We start from the raw sequence: 22,741 nt of genomic DNA, 5'->3' as shown, positions 1-22,741 counted from the left end.
GGCGGCAGCTCAGCCGCCGGGCTGGGCGCTGCAACCGACGCGGAAGCCGAGCCCGAGGGCCGGCCGCCAGGCTGGACGGCGGAGGGTCGGGTCACTGCACCGGGGCTCCTCGGAGCCGGGGAGGCCGCACTGGGCACGTCCCTGGCGTGGGGCGGGACAGCAGAGAGGGTGGCAGCTGGAGAAGACAGCAACAGCCAGCCCGCCACCCCCAGCGCCACAGACAAAGCAAGAAGCAGGCAGGGGCCGCGCGAACTCGGAGCGTCGTGAGCGGTCACAGGAGCCTGGCACCTCCCGCGTAGCCGGGCATCGCATCCACAGGGTCGAAACGCACAGCAGTGCCTGGCCGGGCAGCGTTGACCATCCGGCCGCCACCGACGTAAATACCGACGTGATAGATCGTGGAATCCCGGCCCGGGGCGTACCCGAAGAACACCAAGTCACCCGGCTGGAGCGCACCTTGACCGGCGGAAGCGGGGATGCGCCGGCCACGACCGGCCTGGGCAGCGGCAGTCCGCGGCAGGCTGATCCCGGCCCGGGCGAACGCGTAGGTGGTGAGTCCCGAGCAGTCGAAACCGGTGATCGAAGCGCCTGACTTTCCGCTCGGTGAGCAGCACGTCCCCGTCGAAGGTCCCGACGCGGTGCCGCCACCCCAGGAGTACGGCACCCCCCGCTGAGCGAGCGCGGCTTGGAGGACCGTGCGGGCCTTCCCCTTCACTCCCATAAGGCCGGCACTGCCGCCGGAACGGGCGGCAGCCGTGTACTGGTCGATCCACTTCATGACGTTGGCGACGTAGGCGTTGCTGTGGTTGTACTGAAAGATCGCTGCCCGTAGCTGGCCCGCCTTGCCCAGATCGCGGCCGCGCCCGCACAGATACACGACTGCGCCGAGCGCGGCGTCATCCGCGTTGTGCGGGTCCCGGTCCCCGTCCTTGTTGCCGTCCTGCCCGATTGACTCCCAGGTGGCGGGCATGAACTGGAAGGGTCCAACAGCTCGCTCACCCGTCGCGGTGCCGTCCCACTTGCCGCCATCGGTGTCGGTGAACACGCTGGTGTTGCCGCCCGCGCCGGAGCCGTTGAGGAGCACCCCGTGAATCTTGGGCCGGATGTCGCCGTCGGAAGCGATGGCGCGTCCTGCGGCGTGATTGGACTCAACCTTCGCGATCCCGGCCAGGACCGGCCAGCGCATCCCCCGGCAATGCGGCACCCTCGAACCGATCATCTGCACGGCGTTCTTGTAGGCCTCGAGCATCCGTGGCGGGATGTCCGCGCTGCTGCCGGCCTCGGCGAGGCCCACGTCGGCGTTGTCCTGCTGGGACAGCAAGGCCAGTCTGTCGGCCGCGTCGGACAAGGGAGCCATGCAACTTACGGTCAGGGCGAGAAGGAGGCCGAAGACCAGGCCCCACTTGAGGAGACGGTGTGAGCGGCGTTGCGGCCGGCGATTGTTCACTCGTCGTCACCGCCGTCTTGGTCCGTGTCGTCAGCGGGACGCGGGCTGCGGGCGTTGGTCTCCTGGATGCGGCGGAACATGTCCTGCGCTGCTTGCCGTGCGGCATCGGAGGAGCCGAGCCCACCGCTGGGCCGCCGCGGCGAGCCAGACACGCGACCTGTACTGCCCGCCGGAGGCGGCTGTGGCCCAGGCTGGGGCTGCGCCGGGGGCGTTGTGTTCGGGCGAGGTCTGGGACTGACGGCCCCAGGGCTGGTAGCTGCGGTTCCGGCACCCCCCGAAGCGGGGTTCAGCCTCGCAGAGGCGGCTCCGGGTCCGGACGGTGCAGTCAGCGTGCTCCACGGGGTGGCAGCGGCAGGGCTGGGGACGCTCGAGCCGGATGTCCCGGTGCGCCCGGAGGGTGCGGCCGCGGCGGCCGTCGCCCGTACGGGGCGTGCGGTGGTGCTGCTGGAGGTGCCGGTGATGCGGCCGCTGCTGGGCAAGGGTTGCCCCGAGGGCTGCTGGAGCATGCTGCCCCAGGAGCGGCCGTCCTGACGCAGCGTGTTGCTCCACACTCGAAGCTGCTGTCGGGTGTCGCCCGTGGCACGGGAGACACCGGCCTGGACGGTGCGGGCGGTGACGGGCAGGCCCATCGTCGCCCCGTAGAGCAGGCGACCGCCGTGGTGGGCGATGCGGTAACCCCTCAGGCGCACCAGGCGGTTGTGGGCGCGCGTCGACAAGAGAGTGCGGTCGGTCTTCTGATCGTGCAGGATCTCGCCGGTGTCCGGGTCAATGATCTGTCCGTCCTCGTCGCGGTAGCGGTCCCGCGGCCCGCCCGCTGCCCTTGTGAGCCGTCCCGAAGATGCGGAGCTCTGCCCGGAAGGCGTGGAGGGCTGCCCGTTGGCGCTGCCCTGGCTGTCCGCGTCGGCCGTCGGCTTGCGAAGGGAGTTGAGCTTGGCGGCGCCCGGATTTTTGCCCACCAGGACTGCCCAAGCACCGCCCGCGGCAAGGCGGGCCCCCAGGACTGCCGCACCCATCGGGGCGAGGCCGCGTGAGGCCTCCGCGTTCGCGTCGGCGAGCAGCCGTGCCGGATCGCCGGGCATTCCGGCCCCGTCGGTTGCGCCACCGAGCACGCCCTGCAGGAGGCCAGCGGTGCTGAGCCCTGTCCTGCCGTGACCACGCAGCGACCCTGAAGTGAAGTAGCTGCCCCCTACGCCACTCATGGCGAGCGCGGCCCCCAGCTGGGAGTCGCCGGTCATGTGGCTGCCGCCGATCTTCGCGTACCGCATGCGCAGCGTGAGGCGCTGGCTGAACGAGGTGATCACCATCAGGAGGCGGCGGTGGAAGGCGAGGCCGACGAGCGCCACGACATCAATGAGGAGGAGGCGCTCGGCCAGCAGGTCCGGGCCGTCGGTCAGGATGACGTCGATGGTGATCCCGACGGCCGGGATGAACGTGGCGATGGCGAGGATCATGGCCATCGAAATCCCGAACAGAGCCAGCCATTTCCACACTGCTGACCTGCTCGGGCCCGGCAGCATGCCCCACACGAAGCACACCCCGCCACTCGCGGCGGCACCTGCGCATACCGCCGTGATTCCCACGAGGACCATGGCGGCCGACAGGAGCAGCGCACAGATCAGCAGGGCTGCGATAAACACCATGACGACGCCGGCGACGCGCCACCAGGTGGGCTCGGCGGCGTACTCGGCGCAGTCCTTGCCCACGGGCCCGGCGGCCTTGAGGTCTTTGAGGAAGGCGGCGAATTCCTGGTCGTCCTTGGACAGGACCGGAGCGACCTCATCGAGGAGCTTTCCGCCCGGTGTCAGCTCCGGCAGTGTGTCCGGACCCTTGTCGCCAGGCTCGCGCTCGCAGTACTGCCCGGCCGGGCCCTTGATCAGACGGCAGGGATCGTCCTTGTCCTCCTTCTTTGGGCTGCCGTTGGTGTCGTAGCCGCCGGACACCCACTTCAGGTGCACCTGGTACGCCTTGCGATCGGACGGATGGGCCGGGTCGAGAATCCGCCCGTATTGCAGCAACATGAAGGGCTTGACCACGAGAGAGTTGGTCACCGCGTCCTGAATCGGCTTCGCGATCTTCTGCGCCTCAGGCGTCTTGGCATCCTGGGTGTCGTAACACGTCTGATACGCAGGACCGGACACGGTCGCGCACGGGTCATCCGAGGAGATCTTGCCGCCCCAGGCGTGCGCGTTGACAGTCTTCTGAGCTACCTCGGCTGCGGCCGACTGGGCCTGCTGGATCGGACCTTCTTTGCCGAGCAGGAAGGTCGGTGTGATGAACACTGAGGCGGCCAGAGCGCCGATCACCAGCGTGAGGGCGATCTCACCGAACCCCTTGGCATGCTTGCCGAGCACCACCAGGACGAGCCCGAAAACGAACGCCCACGTGAGCAGCATGCTCTTGAGGCCGAGATCATCGACAACCGTCTCGGTGTAGATCTCCGACAGACGCTGCGCCGGCATCGTCAGCAACTTCAGCAATGGGAAGCGGTAGGCGACCTCGATGGCCCAGCATGCCAGCCCCACCAAAACCCGGACCACAGTGAATAAACCGCTGAGGATCATCGCCTGCCAGTTGGACGTCAGAGAGAACACGCTGCCGCCCTGCGCCCCGAGTTCGTAGCCCTTGATAGAGACACCTTCGGAGGTGTCCAGCTCCAGCGGGGAAAGCAGCCCGCCCTGCGCACTCGCGCTGGTGGCGGCGTAGGCGACCGACGTGTTCACCGTGAGGAACACCGTCACCAACAGCGCGACGAAGCCAGCCGCTCGCAGCGTGCCGCGATCCAGGCGCCACATCACAACCCCCGACGACGGCGGCTGACAATCAGGAGGGCGGCGACGCCAACGCCCAGGGCGCCCAGCGGCCACAAATCAGCCAGCTTGAGCCTGCCGCCGAAGGCCCGCGGGGCCGGGGCACCCAGACAGTAGCTGTGCGCCGGCCCCACGACCGCGTCACACACCTCGGACTCATTCGACGGTGTGGCGGAAGGTCCCTGCCCGTGTGCAGCGCCTTGAACCGGCGTGGTCGCCGCGTCGGACGGAGCGCTGGGCGAGGAAGCGAACGCGTCCCCGGTCTGAGGCCACCAGGCCGAAGGGACATCGGGCGCGGCAATCACGAAGGCGATCGCGGCAATGAGTACGACGATCACGGTGCCGGTCGAGGTCCAGGCGGCGAGCGCGCGGCGACGTCCCCACAGACGGCTACTCACGCCGACACCTCCCTGCTCACTCGTGGGGCGGCGGCCGTGGCGCGGCTCTTGCCGGGGGTGGTGGTGATGTGGCGGGCGATGCGCTCCACGTCGGGGATGTGGACCTTGATCCGGCCGGTGTTCTGCCGCGGCCCCGTCAGGAGGATCTCGCCGGCGCGTTCAGCGACACCGACGGGGGAGAGGTTGGTGGTCACCAGCCGCAGCAGCTCCTCGTTGCGGCCATCGAGCCCGATGAAGTTCAGGCCGCGGCGGGCACGCTCACGGTCCGTCGTACGGGCCAGGACCTTGTAGGCGAACAGCCCGCGGTCGGGACCGAGTTCCTTGTCGTCGTGCGACCCGGCGACCAGTCCGGCGTTGTGCTTGCGGCCGTCGTGCAGGATCTCGTGCACGAGCGCGGTGCCTTCGGCGGAGCTGGTCAGCCAGTACAGCTCGTCGGTGACCACGGCGCAGAACCGGGACGGGTCAGCGAACGCGGCCTGGCGTGCCATTGCCGCGATCAGATACAGCGCCGCGCGGCCGATCAGGGCCTCAAGGGGCTGCTGGTGGAGGATCTCCGGGTTCTCGAACGCCTGCTTCGGAGGCAGCGTCAGCCCTGCCGTCGTGATCACGATCAGATCGGCGATGCTCGAACCGTCCAGGCGGGCAATCGGCAGGGTCGGGTCAAAGATCATGGCAGCGAGCGGGTTGCTCGTAACCAGGTTCAGCATCCCCGCCACCGACGTGGCCGCGTCCCTGCGCTTGCCCGTGCCGGCCGCGGCCGTCTCGGCCAGAACAGAGATGACCTTGGCCATCGAGGCGTCGGGCTGGCCTGCCGCTTGCTCGACCGCGTGGTGCAGGAGTTCACCCTGCACCGTCATGGCGCCGATACCGAGCTGGAGCAGGAGGTAGTTGAGCGCGTACTGGCGGCCCCCGGGTCCGGGGAACAGGCGCAGCGGGTCGATGGACAATTCGGCTTGCGCGGCGTCGATGACCTGGCACCGGCCCGGGGCGGCGCCCTTGGCGAACGTGGCCCACTCGCGCAACGGGGTCCGGTCGATGCAGATGGCGCGAGCCCCACGGTCGACGACCGCGCCCTGCACGTTCTTCTGCAGCACGCTCTTGCCGCCGCCGAGATCCCCGATGACGGCGAGCGAGGCACTCGCGTCCTGCTTGGGCGCATCCGCCACGTTGACCATCACGGGGCGGGCGGTGCCGCAGTCCAGATCGAAGCCGAGCAGGATCCCGTTCGGATCCCCGACCTCACTGCGGGCGAAAGCGCCGGACATCGCCCAGTCCTCCGCGAGCTGATGCTGGGTGAACTCCCGCACGGCGAAGGGGCGGACACTGCCCGGCAGCCCGAGCGTGAACAGCTCCTTCTGCAGACCGACCGGCCGCAGGACCCGGTAGTCGACACCGGCCAGCAGCTTCTCCAGCGCACGCGCCCGGGCATCACACAGGGTCGAAGTCGGCGCCCACACCGTCAACACCGTGACCGACTGCACCTCTACCTCGGCCGACGTCCGCGCCAGGCGCGCGTCCATCTCACCAAGGTCCCGGGCAGCCTCCGGAATGTCGGAGGGCAGACCGGTGGGGCGAGCGTCGTACTGGTCGACCTGGTCGACCAGCTCGGTGCGCTTGCGCTGGATCTTGCGCCGCGCCTCGGCGGCCTCCACCAAAGTGAGAGCGACGGTGAAGTCGACCGGGAAGTCCAGGACGTCGAGCTGCGCGAAAAGATCGGCAGCCTGCGCAGACAACGCGGGCGGGCATTCGGCCAGCACCAGATGCGCCTGATAACCGGTTCCCTCCGGCGTCTCGACTTGCAGCCACCGGCGCTGGATCGGCGACGTCGCCTCCTTCCACCACTGTCGGCCCGTCACCCTCGACGTGCCGCCCCGCTTGAGGAACCCCCCGAACAGCGCGGGCCGGCCGCCATCTTCCCCGTCCGCGTCTGCGGCGCGCGGTGAGCCGCCTTCCTCGAGGCGGACCTGGCCGAGGTCCGCGTAACTGGGGGACACGAGCAGGCCGTGCCGCACCCGTCCCGCATACAGCGCGCTGGAGGCGGCCTCGGACAGGAGGGGTTCACTGATGCCGCGGTGGAGCGTGTGCTGGACGAGCCAAACGATCTCGGCCGGACGAGCCGGACGGAAGGGGACTGCTCCGGCCATCTGCGCCTCGATCTGCGCGGCCTTCTCACGCGCCCGCGCGAGATCGGTGTCACTGACCGGTGTCGGCTTCAGACCGAGAGAGTCGGACAGTGCGCCGAACGCACCGACTCCCAGGCCACGTGGGAGCATTCCCCGCCCGTTCCTGGCTCCAGTGGAGAGGGGCACCGCCAGCCACAGCGTGCGGCGGTGCATCTCCTGCCCGTCCAGAAGGTCGAGCGCGGCTTCGACATGCTCGACCCACGGCCCCGCTTCCGGCACCAACTCACCCGTCTCGTCGTCGTGGAGGCCTTCGAGCATGCGCCACGCGACTTCGGACGGGTCGACCTGCGCGCACACCCCGAATAGCCGCGGCTCACCTGACAGGGAGCGCACCAGCTGCGTGATGCGCTGCAGCTGCTCCTCGCGGACGACAGCCGGTAGGTAGGCGCCGGTGACGGCCTCGCTGCAGTGGCCGGGTTCGTCCGCGCTGGGGTGCAGGCGGTACATCGCCCATGTGTGGCCCTCGGCCGACCACAGCAGATGCCCGGCAATGTGACGGATGGGAACGCGCATCAGTTCTGTCCCTTCGCTGTGAGGAGGGCGGCCTGGACCGGGGAGAGGGGACGGCGCACGACGGCAGGCGCTGCGGGCTGCGGTCGTGTCGCTTGGCGAGCGCCACGCCGCTTGGGAGCGACGGCGCGAGCTTCTCCGGTGACGGCCTGGTCCCGCGTGAGGGTCTGCAGGGTGAAGGTGCCGGTGAGTGTCTGAGCACGGCGGTCGCGGGCGGCGCGGCCACCGATCCGGCCGCCGGTCGGCTGCAGCAGGCGGGCCCCCATGCCAACGGCTGCACCCACAGGGGTTCGGCCGGCGACCTTGTGACGGCGGCACACGAAGAGCGCAGCCACCCACAGGACGACCGGCACAGGGCCCAGTAACGACCACCAGTACGGGGCAGTCCGCACCAGTACCAGGCCGCCGATCGACATCACGCCGATCTGCACCGCGTTGAACGGTCCGAAGGGGATCTTCCAGTCGGCGAACTTCCCGATCACCCACGGCAGACGCCGCGCACTCGTATAGAACCGGGCCGTACGCGCAGGCTCGGCCGTGCTCACGACGCCCCCCGACTCGGCCCGTGCGGGGTCACGGACCCCGGCAGGTAGGGCACGTGGAGCTGGGCTGCGCCCTTGGCCGGGTTCTTGACCTCGTCCTCCACCTTGTCCGCCAGGTCCTGCCGGGCCTGGTAGATGCCCAGGGCGAGCACCATCAACAGCAGCGCGCCGACCCCGGCCTTGAGACTGAATCTGGTGATCAGTACGTAGAGGACGATGATGAGCAGCATGACGGCCAGGCCATTGGTGGCCCAGTCCTTGAACATGCCGATCCAGCTGTCGCCCAGGTCACTGAGCTGCCCGGCGAGCACCATCGGGTGCAGCGTGCTCACTTCGCCGCACCCCCGCCCGAGGTGAGCTCGGCGATCTCCCAGCGCCCGCCACGCGCCGCCAGGGTGAGCTCATAGCCCAGCGGCCATGTCCCGGACTTCGTGTGTGCGACCACGCTTGCCGTCACGTGCACGCGGGTGCTGTCGGAGGCGACCTCTTCGGCGGCCGCCGCCTCCTCCCGTGCGGTGACCGTCTCGACGTCGACCTGATCGGCGCCTGCCGGAGTGACCGCAGCCAGGGAAGTCTGCGGGGCGAGGTAGCGGTCGACGTTGCTGCTGCCCGCAAGGTAGGCGTTCAGGAAGTCTCCGATGGTGTCGGTCAGCGGCCCATCAGGTACCTCGACCCGGTAGGTCGAGAGCGCACCCTTGGCCACGGCCGGAGCGGCCACGAGAGCAGGGGTGCCGGTGACAGCGATGGCGCCGCCGGACGTGGTTGCGGTGACCGGCACGGCGAAGTAGCGGACCGTGTCGGAGTACTGGGCAGCCACGGTCACCGACCACTGGCTGCCGTTGCGGTGCACGCTGCGTACCGCTGTCACCTTCTGCGGGGCCTTCACCCCTGCGGCCGGTTCGGGCAGCGCGACGTCGGGGGCGAACGACGCGGCGCGCAGCGCAGGGGCGCTGTCAGGTGTGTTGCTATCCGAGCGCAGCCAGGCGTCGACGAACTCGGCGACATAGCCGGACGGGTCGGCCGGTGCTGCCGCGGCAGAGCTGGTGCGAGCTGGTGCGGGGGCGTCCTGGGCGACCACGGTGGTGGCCGGCTGGACGAGAGCCAGGGCGAAGGCTGCCGGGCCGGTCATAAGGCAGGCCCACACACCGGCTCGCCCGAGACGGACGGTGCGGCGGGTGCGGTGGAGGTCGAGACCGGCCGCGGTCGACGGCGCCTCAACGGTGGGTGCTGGCATCGGCGAACTCCCGGAGTAGGAGGAGTGGTTGATGCCATGAGCCAACCCTGCAGGGTGTACCGGTTGGCGTACCGGTTTCTGGGGCTGGCGGTTGCGAGTTGGTCACGTTGGACCGGTACGCAAACCGGTACGCGTTTCGGTACGCCCTTCTTGTGACGCCCGCCCCAACGCGAACCCGTCCTCGACAGGCCCGGCGAGCCATCACCCAACGTGTCCAACTCCGGGACTGCGCAGCGTCCGACGACCGACTACGCACCCTCGTCTTGAAAAGCTGCGCAGTGTGGTGCGCAGCCTCCTCAGGACCCGGTGCGCAGTGACCCGTGCCGGAGTACGGCCCACGGCTGCGCAGCGCGCTATGGAACCCGCACTCGGGGTGTAGTGCGCAAGTGTTCGGGCTCACTGCGCAGCACAGTCTCGGGAGTTGCGCAGCACGCCCGCCCGGCCCCGAGACCCGCTGCGCACTGCGGATTGGGGCGCGTTGCGCACCGGGTACTGCGCAGCGCGTACCGGTCGACTGTGAGCGGTCCGAACGTCCTTTGCGGCGCCCGCCAAAACGCGTACCGGAAGCCGATAGCGGCACGGCGAAACGCGTACCAGCCCCTGAGCGACCGTTGCGTGCTCCTGATCGTAGGTGCGCTTAATGGGGCTGTGACCTGGGAGTTCTACAGACCGGTACGCGTTTCGGTACGCGCTTTCCCGCCCCGGCAAAACGCGTACCGGTCGCCGGACGGCAGCGCGCGCGGTCAGTCGCTGCGGCGCCTCGAAGCCGGCTGACGAGGAATCGGCCGAGGCTGCCGGTGCGCGTTGGAAAACCAAACGCGTACCGGTGCTGGGAGTGCGCAGTTGCCGCGAAAGAGCACCCACGGTGCTGCGCAACTCGGCTGCGCAGTCGCTGTGCGCCCTGACTGCGCACTCTGGGGCCACTGCTGCGCAGGTCCCCAGCCGGTACTGCGCAGTGGACGGTCGGGGCCGTGCTGCGCAATCATCCGCGAGCTGTTGCGCAGGCGGCGATGGGCGACTGCGCAACCGCTGCGCAGAGTGTCCCGCGGTGCGGTGCAGCGAGACGCGTACTGGTGTACCTACCGGCTGGCTGTGACGGGCTGTGATCGCGGAGCTCTCGTCTGGTACGTCTTCGGTGCGCCCTGCCGGGTCAACTGCCCCATGGACCAAAGATCCACAGCCCCAGTCGGGATGAGGATCCCGGACGGAGTGAGCAGTGAGCGAAGCGCAGGGCAATTCGGAAGATTGATCCAGCGCGGCCCGATGCCTATCGACGACATCGGTGCGGTCACCGGCGCGGCTCCTGCCGGGTAGCCACGGACTCGCCGCGACTGTGGCGGGATCGGTCGTGGCGAGACGCACGGCACGGGTGCGGAGTTCGTCCACGGCCGCAGCTTTGTAGGGGTGGCGGCCCCGAACAGGGGCTGAGGCGAGAAGGGGGAGCCGCCCGCCTGATCGACCTGAGCTCGTAACCCCTGACACACTGACCACCAATCAAATAGGACTGCCGGAGGTGGTGTTGATGTCAGCGAAGAGTGCGTTGTGGCCGTATGGGTCGACGGCTCCGCTGCGTGAGGACATCCTCAAAGTGCTGGGGGTGTTGAAGGTGGCCACGGCGGAGCAGATCCAGGAGCTCACGCGCCCTCACCTGACCTACCGGCACCCGGCCTCAAGTAATCGGGGCAGTCGCACGGCCGCGCACCGCAATGCCGCCCTGGACCTGGCGCATCACGGCCTTGTGGTCTCCGAGGGCCGCAGCCGAGCCGGCACCAAGCTGTACGGGCTGACTCCCAGCGGACTGGAGGCGGCCGCCCGCGCGCTGGAGCGGCCGCTGGCGGAGATGGGTTCAATCGCGCGGGGCGCTGCCTCCCATGGCGCCTCGCATGCTCTGGACGTCAACGCCGCCGCTCTGGGACTGCTGCAGCCCCGCCCCACGCAAAGTGCCTACGACCGCCTCAGTCCTGCCGATCAGGCCGTGGTGGACAACCGCCCGCACGGTCTCGGCAGTCTGGAGGCGATGAGCACCGAGGTCGGCCTGCCGGTCACCGGCACCGACGCAGAGCCTGGATACGGCTCGGTGCAGGCCGACTTGGTCGTTTCCGCCGATGCGCATCATCAGCGGCCCCTGATGTTCGTGGAAGTCGACCGCTCCACGATGGCGCCCGAACGCGTCGTGGCCAAGATCCGCCGCTACCAGCAGTACTTCGAGCGCCGCGACAAGCGTGGGCGCCTGTGGTGGCGCTCTCGCTGGCACCTGCCCGAGGGCCAGCAGCCGGCGGTCGCCCTCGTGCTGAGTGGACGCAGCGAATCCACCGTCCTCAACCGGGCCGCGGTCGTGATGAACCTGGTCGACAACCTCAAGCCTCCGTTCCCGGTGATCGGCACTACCCTGACGCGCCTGCACGAGCGTGGACCATGGGGTCAGACGTGGTGGAACGCAGCCCGCGGCGGCAGTCCCCAGCCCCTGAACCAGGCACTGGACCTTCCCTCATCGCTGGCCATGTGACGGCCTGCACCAGATGAACCACCCCACCGCCCGGGATTTGGCCGTGCAGTGGGCCGGAAGTCGAGCGATCAGGCAACCGATCAGTAACCGGTGTAGGTCATGATCTAGCCGGTCACCATGGAGCCGCGGAGCTTGTGCGAGGGAGGCCAAATGTCTGTTCACCACGGCCGCCAGCACTGGCATCGCCGACAAACTAACCCTCAAAGCCTCTAGCAAAGTCACCCACAAAGGGGGCCTCAAAGCCCCTAGTGCACCCTCCACCGCTTGAGAGAGGAAAACGGCAGGTCAGACCCACCGGTACGGGCGTACCGGTCGTGCCGACAACCCCTCTCACGCACACTCCAGCCTGGCAACAGATGGGGAAGGAGGAAGAAGGAGAGAAAGAGCAGACGGCAGGACGAGGCGGGCGCGTGTTCGGGGTCGGAGCCGCGATCTGTCTTGTTGCGCTTCGGCCGGGGGCCTCCGCGTTCGCGGCCCGATGAGACGGGCCGCCGCGGGAAGAGGAACGGAGGCCGGGTGCACCACGCGCTGCCTGGATGGAGATCCAAGCTTGGTGTCGCCGACGGCTGGGCGGCTGACAATGGCCACGCCGCTCGCCGTGCAGCAGGCCATCGGCCGATTCCGGGAAGAGTCGGGGAGCCATGGTTGGCGTGGAGATGGCGGGGCACCAGGCAGCTGCCGACTCACGTGCGGAGTCGCAGCCTTCTGTTCCACGCATTCGTTCACGTACGCGGGGCCACCCCTACGAGTGCGGGGAGCACCGGACGAGCGCGTTCGTCGGGCCGATGGGACCATCCCCCCGGGTGCGGGGAGCGCCAGCCGGCGTAGTCGCGGAGTACCTGTTCCGGGGGACCATCCCCGCACCACATCACGTCGCGATCGCAGGACTGGTCTCCGACCGCTCTGCCCTGCGGCCACTCGCCCTAGGCCGAGCAGACAACTGGTGCTCGCCCGCACCCTGCTTGCTGATCAACCATTAGCTGAACTACCAGGTCAGCCCAACCTGGAACCAATCGCCGAGAGCTTGCCTACCCACCGCAGGTCAGATGCGGTGGGTAGGCTATGCAAGGTGCGATATCCGACAGAGGATTTCGTGGTTGGTGCCCTGAAGCGGGGGACGGCCAGTGGAGCAGAGCACGCCAGCGCCGAAGAATGCTGGGGTAACGCGTCCAAACGACGCCGCTTCGGCAAGGGATAGTTCGCCAGGTAGGGTTTTTGCGCGCTATGTCGGACTCGTTGAAGCCGTCTCAGAACGGCCTGCCGTCGCAGCAAGGCCGCAGGTCGCGAAGAGTGCTCCCCGCACCAGCGGGGATGGTCCCCTCAACCGCGACGACACCGACGCACCCAAGAGGTGCTCCCCGCACGCGCGGGGATGGTCCCGCGACGCCGAACACGTCCGCGGGTGTCACGTTGTGCTCCCTGCACCCGCGGGGATGGTCCCCCCTGGGCAGAGAGTCGAGCTATCAGCGTCGGTGCTCCCCGCATGCACTCGTGAGGATGGTCTCCGGCTCGTGGCCTACGTCAACAAGCAGACCAAGTGCTCCCCGCACCGAGGGGGATGGCAGGGTGACAGTGGGTCTGAGGGCTGCTCCCCGCACCCGCGGGGATGTCGTCCACCATCCTGAGGTAGCGATGGCGCCTCCGGCACCACCCGCCGAAACGACTCTCACGACTCGCCCGGTACCGGCACGGACTCTGCGCCCCGCCGGGGCGAAGGATGCCGCCAACCACTCTCTCCATTCTCGTTCACAACCACCGTTGGATCGTGATCGTCCGGCGCCATCTGGAACTGGTCCAATGCCGTCATCGGCGGAACTTGCTGGTGGGGTGGGCGGGACGATCAGGCAGCAAATCTCCACGCATCCAATGGATCTTTACTTTCCCTTTGCTGTCCTAACAGTTGCTAATGACGCAACTTGGTTAGGGTCGTACGGCTGACGAGCCGACCACGGGGGAGAGCGCGCGTTCATGAGCAGCGGTACAGGTGACCAGGGCGAGATACTCGACATCAAGCTCGCCGATCTGAAGGCGACGGCTCCGCATTTCCACACCCACAGCACGGATCTGTCCAAGGCCCTGACCAAGCTCAAGACGGCACTGTCCGCGGCTGGTTCACCCTGGGGTGGTGATGATCAGGGCACCGCCTTCCATAAGGCATACGGGCCGCACGTCAAGCAGATGGAGCAGTCCGCGCAGATCCTCGCCGACGGGCTGGCCAGCATCCGTGACGCGATGACGGACATGGCGGATGGCCATATCGACAATGACGATCTGGTCCGCGCCATGTTCAGCAGGATTACTGTCAAGGACGGCAAGAGCGCGGGCGATGGCAAGTGAGCGTCGCCGATAAGGCCAAGAAGATCGTCCAGGACGTCACTGGCATGTGGTGGCCGGACGCCGACGAGGACGGCCTGCGGGATGCGGCCAAGGCGTGGCGGGACTTTGCCGACGACCTCGAGGACGTCACCGCCGCCGCGAACAAGTCGGCCCGCACGATCATCGAGCACAACAAGGGCGAGGCGATATCCGCCTTCGATGACCCATTCTGGCGCCGCTACTACTACCAGAAGCACGGCTGGCTCCAGGACATGATCGACGGCTCCCGCGACATGGCCAAGGCGCTCGACAAGTTCGCTGACGCCGTCCACGCCGCGACGAAGCACCTTGAGCATGAGCTGGAGATCGTCGGCGCCACCATCATTGCGGGCACGGCACTCGCCATCTTCACGGCCGGCATTTCCGAAGCCGCTGCGGCAGCGGCCACCGCCAGCATGGTGGAACTCGCCGGGACCATCGGCGTCACCGTCTCCACCGAGGTCGCCACCATCGCCGGCACCACCCTGGCCACCGCCGCACTCGGCGGCATCGAGTCGGTCACTGTGGACCTCGCCGTTGCCCAGCCCATCGCGATCGCGACCGGCGAGAGCCAGGGCCTTAGCCTCGATGAGGCCAGCCAGGCGGCTAAGGACGGAATGCTGTTCGGTGGCATGTTCGGCGGGGCGGGCAGTGCGGCACGGGTCACCGCCGAGGCCGGCGGCTTCCAAGAGGTCTTCGGCGGTTCGCTGCGCTTGAACGGTGCAGCCCTCGATCAGATGGGCAAGAGCCGCACCTGGAACCTGCTACGGAGCGAGGGTTCGAAGACTCCTGCTCCTCCGGCCAAGCCTGGCGACTTCGAACTCGCCTCAGGCGACCCGGTCTACTACAGCAAGAACACCACGACGGTCGGGTACGACAAGTCCACCCTGAACAATCTCCAGCGCGTCCGCCGGCTCCCCGGGGTGCACGACGTGGTGGTCCACGGCACGAACAAGGGTGTCTTCGCTGCGGGCCGCGTCAATACCTACGGCAAGGATCTGACGGACTTTGAAGTCCACCCCAACCATGTCGTGGACGCGATTCGCAACAACCCCAACTACCATCCCGGCGAGCCAGTACGTCTCGTGTCGTGCCACTCCGGCGCCGACGCCGTACCGCCGGAAATGCCGCTCGGCCAGACCGTGGCAAATGAACTCGGCGTGCCTGTGTACGCGCCCACGGACAGGGTGGGTACCGGATCCACGCTGGGACTCAACCAGACTCCTACGATCGACAGGAACGGCTACTGGCGTGTCTTCCTGCCCGTGGTCAACTAGGTGTCGGGTTCAACTGGAGTGATGATGATCAAGCAAGCTGGCTTCTACCGGGAACTCGACGGCCACGGTGAGGGCACGAACCCCGCCCCCTCCCTACGCGACGCGGCCCGCAGTACCGGTGAGTGGGACGAGGACCGCATCCTCGGCTACATGGAGTCGAGTACCGAGATCTTCTCGGCCATGGGCGCGGAGCGCGACGTCATCGCGGACGACGTGTGGATCACCGGAGCCGGCTCCCTGATCACGGACGGCACCTGGATGTGGCCCGTCGAACTCGTCCACTACGTACGTCGCCACCATGTCGCGTTGCCTGACGAGTTCGTCGCCTATGTTCGGAACCAGAACTACATCAGCCCCGACGTGTCCCACGAGCGGGCACGGGCGATCTTCGATGAGCGCTTCGGCAAGAACGCCTCCGCAGCAGCCACCGCGCAAGACAACTCCACGACCGATGGCTTCTTCACCTGGTACCAGCCACCGCTGACCACTGCTACAAGCCAGGCACTGCTCAACAGCCTGGAGGCCAGCGGACTCTCGGCCGTTCATCCGCTCTCGGACGATCTCTTCGGCTTTTGTGAGACACGCGAAGGGAAACGGGAACCACTCATCGGGGGAGCAGAAAACCTGCTCTCCGTCCTTACCGACGAGCAGTATCGCGCCGTCGAGTTCGCATGCTGGATGGGCTACGACCAACACCTCGCCACAACAGTGGAACGCCTCGACGACGCCACCCAGAAGCTCACCTTCCAGCTCACAGAAATTCCCGAACCCGACCGCGAGGAGGCCGTCGCCGCCCTGGTCCGCACCCTCGACCAGGACCCGGAGAACTGCCTCGCTTTCGTCATCGACCGCACCGGCACAACCAGTCGGCAGGACTGGGACCGCGTACTGCTCGGCCCCGCAGACCCCGTGACAGCCTGGCCCGACACTCTGGCCATCCTGCGCACCCGCCTGCCCGCCCACCCCGAACTCGCCGAAGCCGCGTCCACCGAGTACGGCCAACTCGCAGTCTTCCACCGGCCCTAACCCCCGGCTCCGCCCTGCCCCGCGAACAAGACAAGGTGATCGGCGTAGCGGGCACAGCCCTCCCGTCCCACGACGGCTTACGGCCCGCTGCGGCATGGCAGAGCGGCGAGGAGGCGAGCGCACGCGCCAGCCACCCAGGGGACAAATCGACACCCCACTGCCTCGCCACCCCGAAGAACCAGGATGTCCGCGTCATCGTCTGTCGCACGGACCGCACCGTCGTCGCCATCCGGCACACGAGGGATTGTGTGGCTACCCCGATGACGCAGACGGGGAGCCCACCGCATGACGAAGGCCCCGCCGGATCACCCGACGGGGCCGCCAGCTACTCGTCGCCGAGCACCTCGCGCCGCGCGGCGTCAGCCTGCCTGTTCAGCGCGCCCGTCATCCGGAACAGGGCGACCGTCAGCCCTAGGAACACGACGGCGAGGAGCACTTGAGTGATCACGCTGACGACGCCTATGTCCTGCGTGGCCCCGGCGATGACCAGCATGATCACATTGCCTGCGATCCAGCCAAACCAGATTTTGAACTTCTCCACTCGCACGGCCTGCTGTACTTCGTTGTAATTCGGCATGGTGGTTCCCCCGCGGTGTTGAGGCTCAGACCTTCGAAGATGATGCTCACTGGGCCGTTGTGCACGCCATGATCTGCGACTCGGACAGTGGCTGCCCCCCGTTGTTCGCCGCGGCCTCTGCCTTGCACGCGGCGATCGCCTGTTGCCGCTGCTCCGCCGCTCGTCGACCTGCGCCCATCGGGTCAGCGGTGGGTGCTGTTTCCTCGTCGTGCTCCGCCGGGCACATTGCCCCCGTGACCCCGCAAGGCGTCATGCCGGGAGCCGGCGTGGCGGTGTCTACGGACGAGCGGCCGATGAAGAAGGAAGCGGTGGCCACGGCAACGAGGACACCGCACGTTGCGGCATACCGGATCCTGCGTTGCCGAGCGGCGTACCAGGCTTCGAATTCGGCGTCGCCCGCCTGGATTGTGGAGTAACTCATGGGTCCCCCTGTGGCTTTGCACTGACTGTGCATGATGCGGCGTTGTGAGGGAGCCGTGAAGGCTAAGTGTCTGATTCGTGACACGGGGAAGCCCCACCAACAAAAGAACATGGCGGGGCCGGTGTCCAGCGGCCGTCGGTTCATTGCTTGGTCAACAATGAAAACCCGAGCGGCACAACGATGAGGGAGCCGATCGAGTTGCGGATTTGCACTGTTGAGTACGAGCTCATCTGGATGGAGTGGGCGGGGACCACGTGCCGAGCCTCTGCTCGGCGTCCCAGGCCTGGAACCGCTCTACCTCGGTGAATCCCAGCTTCGTTGCGAGACGCATCGAGCCGACGTTGGCGGTCTGGGTGGTGAGCACCACCGGCTCGCCGGGAAGGACGCTGGCGAGCCAACCGAGTGCCGCTGCGCACGCTTCGGCGGCGTATCCGAATCCTCACGCTCTCGGTAGGAACAGGTAGCCGAGATCGACCTTCCCCTCGGTAGCCGGGTGATGATGCTCCGTTGCCCTCCTGAGCAGGATCTGGCCGATCATCGCCCCGTTAAGATCAACAACGAAACTCCACGGCCGCCGCCCGGGCACCTCGGGCATCTCGCGCTCAAGCTCGTCACGCGGCCGGGGGCCGCCGAGGTATGTGTGCACCTCCGGCGAGGCGTGCAACTCGATAAACGCCGCACGGTCCCGGACCTCGGGCTCTCGGAGCACGAGCCGCTTCCGTAAGCCGCTTTTGCGTGGCGCACCGTCGACGGGGCGAACTGTTTCTTGCCGAACGGGCGATCACGTTAACGGGTTCTTCGGTATGCCAGTGAACAGAGGCCAGTCGGTAGGGCCTGGCGCCGTACTGAGATTTCACTGCACGATGCGGGCGGTGCGGGCGGCGGCCAGCCAGACGGGAAACTCGTGGAGCAGCTGGTCGAAGAGCCGGTGGTTGGCAGTAGCCTTCGGGGCGCGGCCTGCGTGGAAAAAGCTGGCGTTGTCGACGACGCGGCAGGCCGGCACGGCAAGCGTATCGAGCTTCCGTAGGAACGTGAACTCGTTGCTGTCAGGGTCACCGAAGCCAACGAACTGCCAGAACAGAGGGAGGCGTGCTGCCTTGCATAGGTAGCGTTCGGCGGCGAGTTTACTGGTGGGCCCGCCGTCAGTCTGGAAGATGACCAGGGCGGGGGAGCTGCTGCCGGACTTCGTGTAGTGGTCGATGACCTCGTCCATGGCCCAGTGGTAGTTGGTGCGCCCCATATGACCGAGGTTCTCGTGCAGCTTGTTGATGCGGCCGCGGTGCCCGCCTAGCGTCAGGTCAGTGGACCCGTCGACATCCGTGGAGAAGAACACCACCGGCACGATCCCGTCGTCGTCGAGATGAGCCGACAGCGACAGGACCTGCTCGGCCAGATGCTGCATGGTCCCGTCCCGGTAGTAGGGCCGCATCGACCCGGACCGGTCCAGCACGAGGTACACCGCGGCCCGCACACCCTCCAGTTCATGCCCGCGGATGCTGTCGCCCGCGGCCGTGTACAGGCTGACCAGGTCGGGCGCACGTTCTTGCACCTTGGACAGGCTGATGGCTGGTGCTCGCTGCGTGCCGTTCGTCGCGGTCATCCCCTCATGGTGACGCCTCGCCGCTGACCAAAAGCGACGTTTACCCAATGCGAGCGTTGCAAACGAGATGAAGTGGCTCCGAGTACTGCCTGCCGACCCGCCTGATCTGGAGCCCATGGTGTCCTTGCCTGATCCTCCCCATCCTTTTACCGAACGGCTCCATGCCCTTGTCACCGCCGCGGGTTCCGTCGCGGACCTGCGCCGCTACTTCGGCATGGACCGATCTCCAGGGGCCGCTGCGTTCACAGGAGCCCGATTCGAGGCCCTGGGCGGTGGGGGTGACCACCCAGAAGTCGCCGACACGGTCACTGCTGAGGACCTCATCGCAGTGCAGACCCTGTCAGTCACCGTTCCGGCGGCTGCCGCACTGGAACTTTTGGAAGGCCACGCCGGGACACAGCTTTCCACCCTGCTTCGTGCCATTCCCCGGGGCTTGGACATGGCCGACGCCACGGATGCCGACCTGGATCGCGACTCACCGGCGCACAAATCATGGCGCCTACTCCGTGGCCAGCCAGGCATCGGATGGGTCACCGCCGGTAAACTCCTCGCTCGCAAGCGACCCCGGCTACTGCCCGTCTACGACCGAGTCGTACGCTGCGCCGTTGGCCAGCCACGCTCCTTCTGGCACGCCATGCACAGCGCCCTACGCGCCGACGACTACGCCCTCCAACGTGAGCTGCTGACCCTGAGGCAGGCCGCCGGACTACCCGAGGCGGTGAGTGTGCTGCGGGTTTGCGATGTCGTGGTCTGGATGCGGCATCACACCGATCACCAAAACGTCGGCTGCACCTGGAAGTGATCGCAGGCCAGGGGTATTCAGTCCGCACCGAAGCCCCGTCCGTTCGCCCGTGCCCCTTCAGGAGTACGTCCAGCGCCACGCGTTCGCGCTGCAGGTGCACTTGATCCGCGCATCGCTGATGGTGGTCGTCAGGGTTCCATGATGGCTGTTCCGGCAGAACTGTCTCGCCTGGTAGCCATTGCCCGGGTGGGAGGGGATGGAGCGCCTGCCACTGCTGCCAGGGCTGTTGCTGGCCTCGGCGGCCTGGGGGACGGTGAGGGCCGGGCGTCTTGACGGTGCTGGTCTTGGCGACCGTGGGTGAGGGCTCGGGCCGTGAACCGCACGGCTGGTACGGGGAAGCCCTACGGCCTGGTTCGCGAGAGGGCGTCTGGTGTTGCAGCAGTGCTGGCGCGGTTGGGACCTACCGGGTGTCGTCGATCTTTCGCTTGGGCTTCGGGGAGGACGGCTTCGGGCGTCTCGACGGTTGCGCGGGGCTGGTTACTCGATGTCGACTCCGTGTGCGCGGGCGAGGCCGTCGAGGCCGTCGGCCCAGCCTTGCCCGATAGCCCGTAGTTTCCAGATGGGTTGGCCGTTTGTGTGGTGGCGGTAGAGCTCGGCGATGACCATGGCGCGGATGTTGGGATCTGCTGGGGGCTGGAAGGTCCAGGCGGCGCCGGTGGCACAGTCCATGTAGAGCTCCGCGTGGGTGAGGGCGGCACAGGTCAGGCCGGTATCCACGTCCATGTTGATGGAGATGACTACGCGTTGGATGTGCTCGGGCAGTGCGGTGAGGTGTACGGCAGCCTTCTCGGTGATGTGAGGGCCTTCAGGCTGCTTGCCCAGGAGGCGGGACGCGCCGTTGGCGGTAGAGGGCTGGTTGTAGAAGACGAAGTCCTGGTCTTCGGACACGCGGCCGTCCGCGCCGGTAAGGAAGAGGGTCAGGTCGGCGTCCGCTCCGGCAAAGGTGAACGCGATGAGCATTCCTTGCCAGGCCTCTTCCGGCAGCACCAGGGTCTGGCCGGGGATGAGAGACGTGGGCGGCTCGCGGTGTGGTTGCGGGGCCGGGCTCAGTGGACGGGGTGAGGTGGGTGAAGTCCCCGTGTCGCTTTGCCATTCGGCAAAGGTGCGGATCCGATACGGATCAGATCCAGTGGTCGGCATATGGCCACTCGGCGTGCTGTTGGCGCCGAGGCTGATGTCCAGGTCGGCCAGGGAAGGTTCCGGTGTGTCTGGGTCTTCTTGGGCGTGATCGAGGAGGTCCTGGAGTCCGGCGGTGCGGCTGATATCGAGTGGCTTGATCGTGCTGGAGAACGTCCCGGAGGCCGTCGTGGTGACCGAACACGTCACGTCCTGCCCGATGTCCAAGAACCGCAGGGCGTCCTCGGGTTCGTGCCAGGGTGTTGACGCGATGGCTTGGCGGGTCCAGCGCCCGTAGGCCACGAAGCCGAGGAGCTGGGTGTCAGGGAGGCGGGTGAGAACAGCGAGATCGATGGCAGTGATGCCGGGTGCGGTGGCGAATCCTTCTTTGAGGGTGGCGATGATGTTGGAGCCCATGGAGGTGAGCCACCACAGGGTCCGGTCTCGTTTGGTGAGGTTCTTGAGGGTGGGGCGCCCGCTGGGCGTGAGGCCCGGGGTCTGGGTGGGCATCGCGTCGAGATCCTGCTGGCGCATGACGACCGACAGCACCGAGCCGTCGACCCCGACCGCGCACCCAGCGGCCGGATTGTCGGAGAATGCGGTGTTTACCGCCTCGCAGACGGTCTCCTCGTCGTTCGCCGTTAGCGCCTGCCACCAGTGTTGCGCCTCGGCGCACAGTGATGCGTGCGCGGCATGCAGGCGTGCCTGCTCGGCGGACAGGAAGGAGGGCGCCTCGAAGGCCGCACGGGACTTGGCCGCGCTGCGTTCGGCGCGGGCGAAGTGGCTCACTCCTTGCAGATGGAATGCCTGAGCCTCGGCTTGGGCCCAGGGCAGGCCCAGCGGGGGAGGCCCAGGCACGACGGGCTGGTGTGCCATTGGGAAGGACTGCAGATGCACGCTGGTCATCTGTCGGCGAAGCTCTGTCAACTGGGCAATAGCTGCATCCCGCTGGGCATCTTGCTGTGCGCGCTCCGCCTGTCGACGTGCCCGGTCGAGCTGGGCCGCCGAGGGTGCCACGGATCTGGGGCGCGAGGCTGTGCGGCGGGTACTCGTGCCGCGGCGGCTGCCTCCGCCGCGCAGCGAGCTCGAGGCGTAGAAGGGGCCGAGGCCGGACGAGATACGGGCTCCGCCGCTGCCGACGCTGATGCGTGCCGCGCGGGGACCGACCGACGTACGCACACCTCGTGTTGAGACCCGCACACTCATTCCCGGCACACCGACCCTGAAGCCAAAGCCCATGGCAACTCCTTCTCTCCTTAAGGAGTCTGCCACCGAATCGGCGCGCACCGATTGGGAACGACGCAGGAGCAGACTCGACGAACGGCAACGCACCCTGACCGTCCCTCACCGCTCTCGAACTCGACGGGAGGAGGATCAGCTTTACCGCTGTCGCCCGGGACGCCTCGCTGTATGGTTCCCCGATCCTGGCGCCCTGCCCTTGCGCCGCACCCAGGTGGCTGTGGTCTCCAGGTACAGCCAGAAGGTGTCGGCCAGACCGAGCTTCACCGCCGATGGGTGCGCGCCGTGCTCCCGGCCGGACCGCTCGAACACCTTGATCCTCGGGCGTGTGCGCGCTGCGTGTTCGCCAAGCGCTGGTGGCGATTCAGGGGGCCGCGAGTGTGGGGAGCACGTTGTTCGCGCCGTACAGGCCAACGAGGAAGTCGTACAGCTCCCGCGCGTGCTCGGTGCTCCCTCACGTCTCCGACGATCCCGGCGCGGACGTCCGTCACCACGGCCGCGGCGCTTTCCTGGCGCCGGCGGCGTGCTGGTGGGCCCGCACCGCTGTTGAGTCCACCGACACGTCCCAGTCGATCCGACCCGCGTGGTCCTCAGCGGCCTGAACCTTCGACAGCAACATCGCCCACGTTCCATCAGCTGACCAGCGGCGATGCCGTTTATAGACGGTCTCCCACGGCCCGAACCGCTCCGGCAGGTCCCGC

Annotated in this window: 15 protein-coding genes and 2 pseudogenes; 5 read left to right on the top strand and 12 right to left on the bottom strand. The window is 67.7% G+C overall.

Translation table 11 applies throughout. The features are described 5' to 3' along the window. Window positions 1-271: 271 nt before the first annotated feature. The 7 genes from ACFC96_RS44555 to ACFC96_RS44525 are packed head-to-tail and all read right to left on the bottom strand — an operon-like array spanning window position 272 to window position 9,121. A complete protein-coding gene (locus tag ACFC96_RS44555) occupies window positions 272-1,447 on the bottom strand; it encodes a C40 family peptidase (RefSeq protein WP_376618369.1) in 1,176 nt (391 codons plus the stop codon). After that, complete coding sequence (locus ACFC96_RS44550) at window positions 1,444-4,311, bottom strand: hypothetical protein (RefSeq protein WP_376618367.1); 2,868 nt, start codon at window positions 4,309-4,311, stop codon at window positions 1,444-1,446. Before ACFC96_RS44550 ends, ACFC96_RS44555 begins: the two co-directional genes overlap by 4 nt. Next, the gene (locus ACFC96_RS44545) at window positions 4,239-4,652 is read right to left on the bottom strand and encodes a hypothetical protein (protein ID WP_376618365.1); all 414 of its coding nucleotides are present in this window, start codon (window positions 4,650-4,652) and stop codon (window positions 4,239-4,241) included. The genes ACFC96_RS44550 and ACFC96_RS44545 overlap by 73 nt, the downstream gene beginning before the upstream one ends. After that, a complete protein-coding gene (locus ACFC96_RS44540) occupies window positions 4,649-7,348 on the bottom strand; it encodes an ATP-binding protein (RefSeq protein WP_376618363.1) in 2,700 nt (899 codons plus the stop codon). The genes ACFC96_RS44545 and ACFC96_RS44540 overlap by 4 nt, the downstream gene beginning before the upstream one ends. Then, window positions 7,348-7,890, bottom strand: a complete 543-nt coding sequence (locus ACFC96_RS44535; protein ID WP_376618361.1) for a hypothetical protein — start codon at window positions 7,888-7,890, stop codon at window positions 7,348-7,350. Before ACFC96_RS44535 ends, ACFC96_RS44540 begins: the two co-directional genes overlap by 1 nt. Further along, window positions 7,887-8,219, bottom strand: a complete 333-nt coding sequence (locus ACFC96_RS44530; RefSeq protein WP_376618359.1) for a hypothetical protein — start codon at window positions 8,217-8,219, stop codon at window positions 7,887-7,889. The genes ACFC96_RS44535 and ACFC96_RS44530 overlap by 4 nt, the downstream gene beginning before the upstream one ends. Next, window positions 8,216-9,121, bottom strand: coding sequence for a conjugal transfer protein (locus tag ACFC96_RS44525; RefSeq protein WP_376618357.1), 906 nt, complete (start codon window positions 9,119-9,121; stop codon window positions 8,216-8,218). Before ACFC96_RS44525 ends, ACFC96_RS44530 begins: the two co-directional genes overlap by 4 nt. A gap of 1,522 nt (window positions 9,122-10,643) precedes the next feature. Here ACFC96_RS44525 and ACFC96_RS44520 point away from each other — a divergent pair. The 4 genes from ACFC96_RS44520 (at window position 10,644) to ACFC96_RS44505 (ending at window position 16,285) form a co-directional block, all read left to right on the top strand. Next, entirely contained in the window at window positions 10,644-11,627 is a 984-nt protein-coding gene (locus tag ACFC96_RS44520) for a replication-relaxation family protein (protein ID WP_376618355.1), read from the top strand. Between the two features lie 1,968 nt (window positions 11,628-13,595). After that, entirely contained in the window at window positions 13,596-13,964 is a 369-nt protein-coding gene (locus tag ACFC96_RS44515; protein WP_376265373.1) for a WXG100 family type VII secretion target, read from the top strand. Next, window positions 13,961-15,259 (top strand): hypothetical protein, encoded by a 1,299-nt coding sequence (locus tag ACFC96_RS44510; RefSeq protein ID WP_376618353.1) that lies wholly within the window; start codon window positions 13,961-13,963, stop codon window positions 15,257-15,259. Before ACFC96_RS44515 ends, ACFC96_RS44510 begins: the two co-directional genes overlap by 4 nt. A 24-nt stretch (window positions 15,260-15,283) precedes the next feature. Next, a complete protein-coding gene (locus ACFC96_RS44505; protein WP_376618352.1) occupies window positions 15,284-16,285 on the top strand; it encodes a hypothetical protein in 1,002 nt (333 codons plus the stop codon). A gap of 325 nt (window positions 16,286-16,610) precedes the next feature. Here the strand turns inward: ACFC96_RS44505 and ACFC96_RS44500 are convergent, their stop codons facing one another. From ACFC96_RS44500 to ACFC96_RS44490, 3 genes and pseudogenes are all read right to left on the bottom strand, one after another. After that, entirely contained in the window at window positions 16,611-16,862 is a 252-nt protein-coding gene (locus tag ACFC96_RS44500; RefSeq protein WP_376265365.1) for a hypothetical protein, read from the bottom strand. Window positions 16,863-17,509: 647 nt separating this feature from the next. Beyond that, a pseudogene (locus tag ACFC96_RS44495) lies at window positions 17,510-17,992 on the bottom strand (GNAT family N-acetyltransferase). Between the two features lie 144 nt (window positions 17,993-18,136). Then, the gene (locus ACFC96_RS44490; RefSeq protein ID WP_376618350.1) at window positions 18,137-18,883 is read right to left on the bottom strand and encodes a VWA domain-containing protein; all 747 of its coding nucleotides are present in this window, start codon (window positions 18,881-18,883) and stop codon (window positions 18,137-18,139) included. Between the two features lie 115 nt (window positions 18,884-18,998). Here ACFC96_RS44490 and ACFC96_RS44485 point away from each other — a divergent pair, with 115 nt between their 5' ends. Beyond that, window positions 18,999-19,685 carry a DUF6308 family protein gene (locus tag ACFC96_RS44485; protein WP_376618348.1) on the top strand — a complete coding sequence of 229 codons (687 nt, stop codon included), beginning with the start codon at window positions 18,999-19,001 and terminating at the stop codon, window positions 19,683-19,685. Window positions 19,686-20,162: 477 nt separating this feature from the next. On the opposite strand, the gene ACFC96_RS44480 is transcribed toward ACFC96_RS44485, so the two are convergent. Next, window positions 20,163-22,040, bottom strand: coding sequence for a TerD family protein (locus tag ACFC96_RS44480; protein WP_376618346.1), 1,878 nt, complete (start codon window positions 22,038-22,040; stop codon window positions 20,163-20,165). A 505-nt stretch (window positions 22,041-22,545) separates the two neighbouring features. After that, a pseudogene (locus ACFC96_RS44475) lies at window positions 22,546-22,741 on the bottom strand (transposase); the annotation flags it as partial.

It is taken from the genome of Streptomyces sp. NPDC055955 (assembly GCF_042270245.1).
Classification (GTDB): domain Bacteria; phylum Actinomycetota; class Actinomycetes; order Streptomycetales; family Streptomycetaceae; genus Streptomyces.
The sequence above is the reverse complement of the archived record's forward strand: the minus strand, read 5'-3'. Positions and strand labels throughout refer to the sequence as shown.

What these genes read in the sequence shown, in the direction of transcription:
- ACFC96_RS44485 (WP_376618348.1), top strand. Translation starts at nt 18,999, where the DNA reads ATGGTGTCCTTGCCTGATCCTCCCCATCCTTTTACCGAACGGCTCCAT.
- ACFC96_RS44515 (WP_376265373.1), top strand. Translation starts at nt 13,596, where the DNA reads ATGAGCAGCGGTACAGGTGACCAGGGCGAGATACTCGACATCAAGCTC.
- ACFC96_RS44490 (WP_376618350.1), bottom strand. Translation starts at nt 18,883, where the DNA reads ATGACCGCGACGAACGGCACGCAGCGAGCACCAGCCATCAGCCTGTCC.
- ACFC96_RS44540 (WP_376618363.1), bottom strand. Translation starts at nt 7,348, where the DNA reads ATGCGCGTTCCCATCCGTCACATTGCCGGGCATCTGCTGTGGTCGGCC.
- ACFC96_RS44525 (WP_376618357.1), bottom strand. Translation starts at nt 9,121, where the DNA reads ATGCCAGCACCCACCGTTGAGGCGCCGTCGACCGCGGCCGGTCTCGAC.
- ACFC96_RS44500 (WP_376265365.1), bottom strand. Translation starts at nt 16,862, where the DNA reads ATGCCGAATTACAACGAAGTACAGCAGGCCGTGCGAGTGGAGAAGTTC.
- ACFC96_RS44480 (WP_376618346.1), bottom strand. Translation starts at nt 22,040, where the DNA reads ATGGGCTTTGGCTTCAGGGTCGGTGTGCCGGGAATGAGTGTGCGGGTC.
- ACFC96_RS44520 (WP_376618355.1), top strand. Translation starts at nt 10,644, where the DNA reads ATGTCAGCGAAGAGTGCGTTGTGGCCGTATGGGTCGACGGCTCCGCTG.
- ACFC96_RS44505 (WP_376618352.1), top strand. Translation starts at nt 15,284, where the DNA reads ATGATCAAGCAAGCTGGCTTCTACCGGGAACTCGACGGCCACGGTGAG.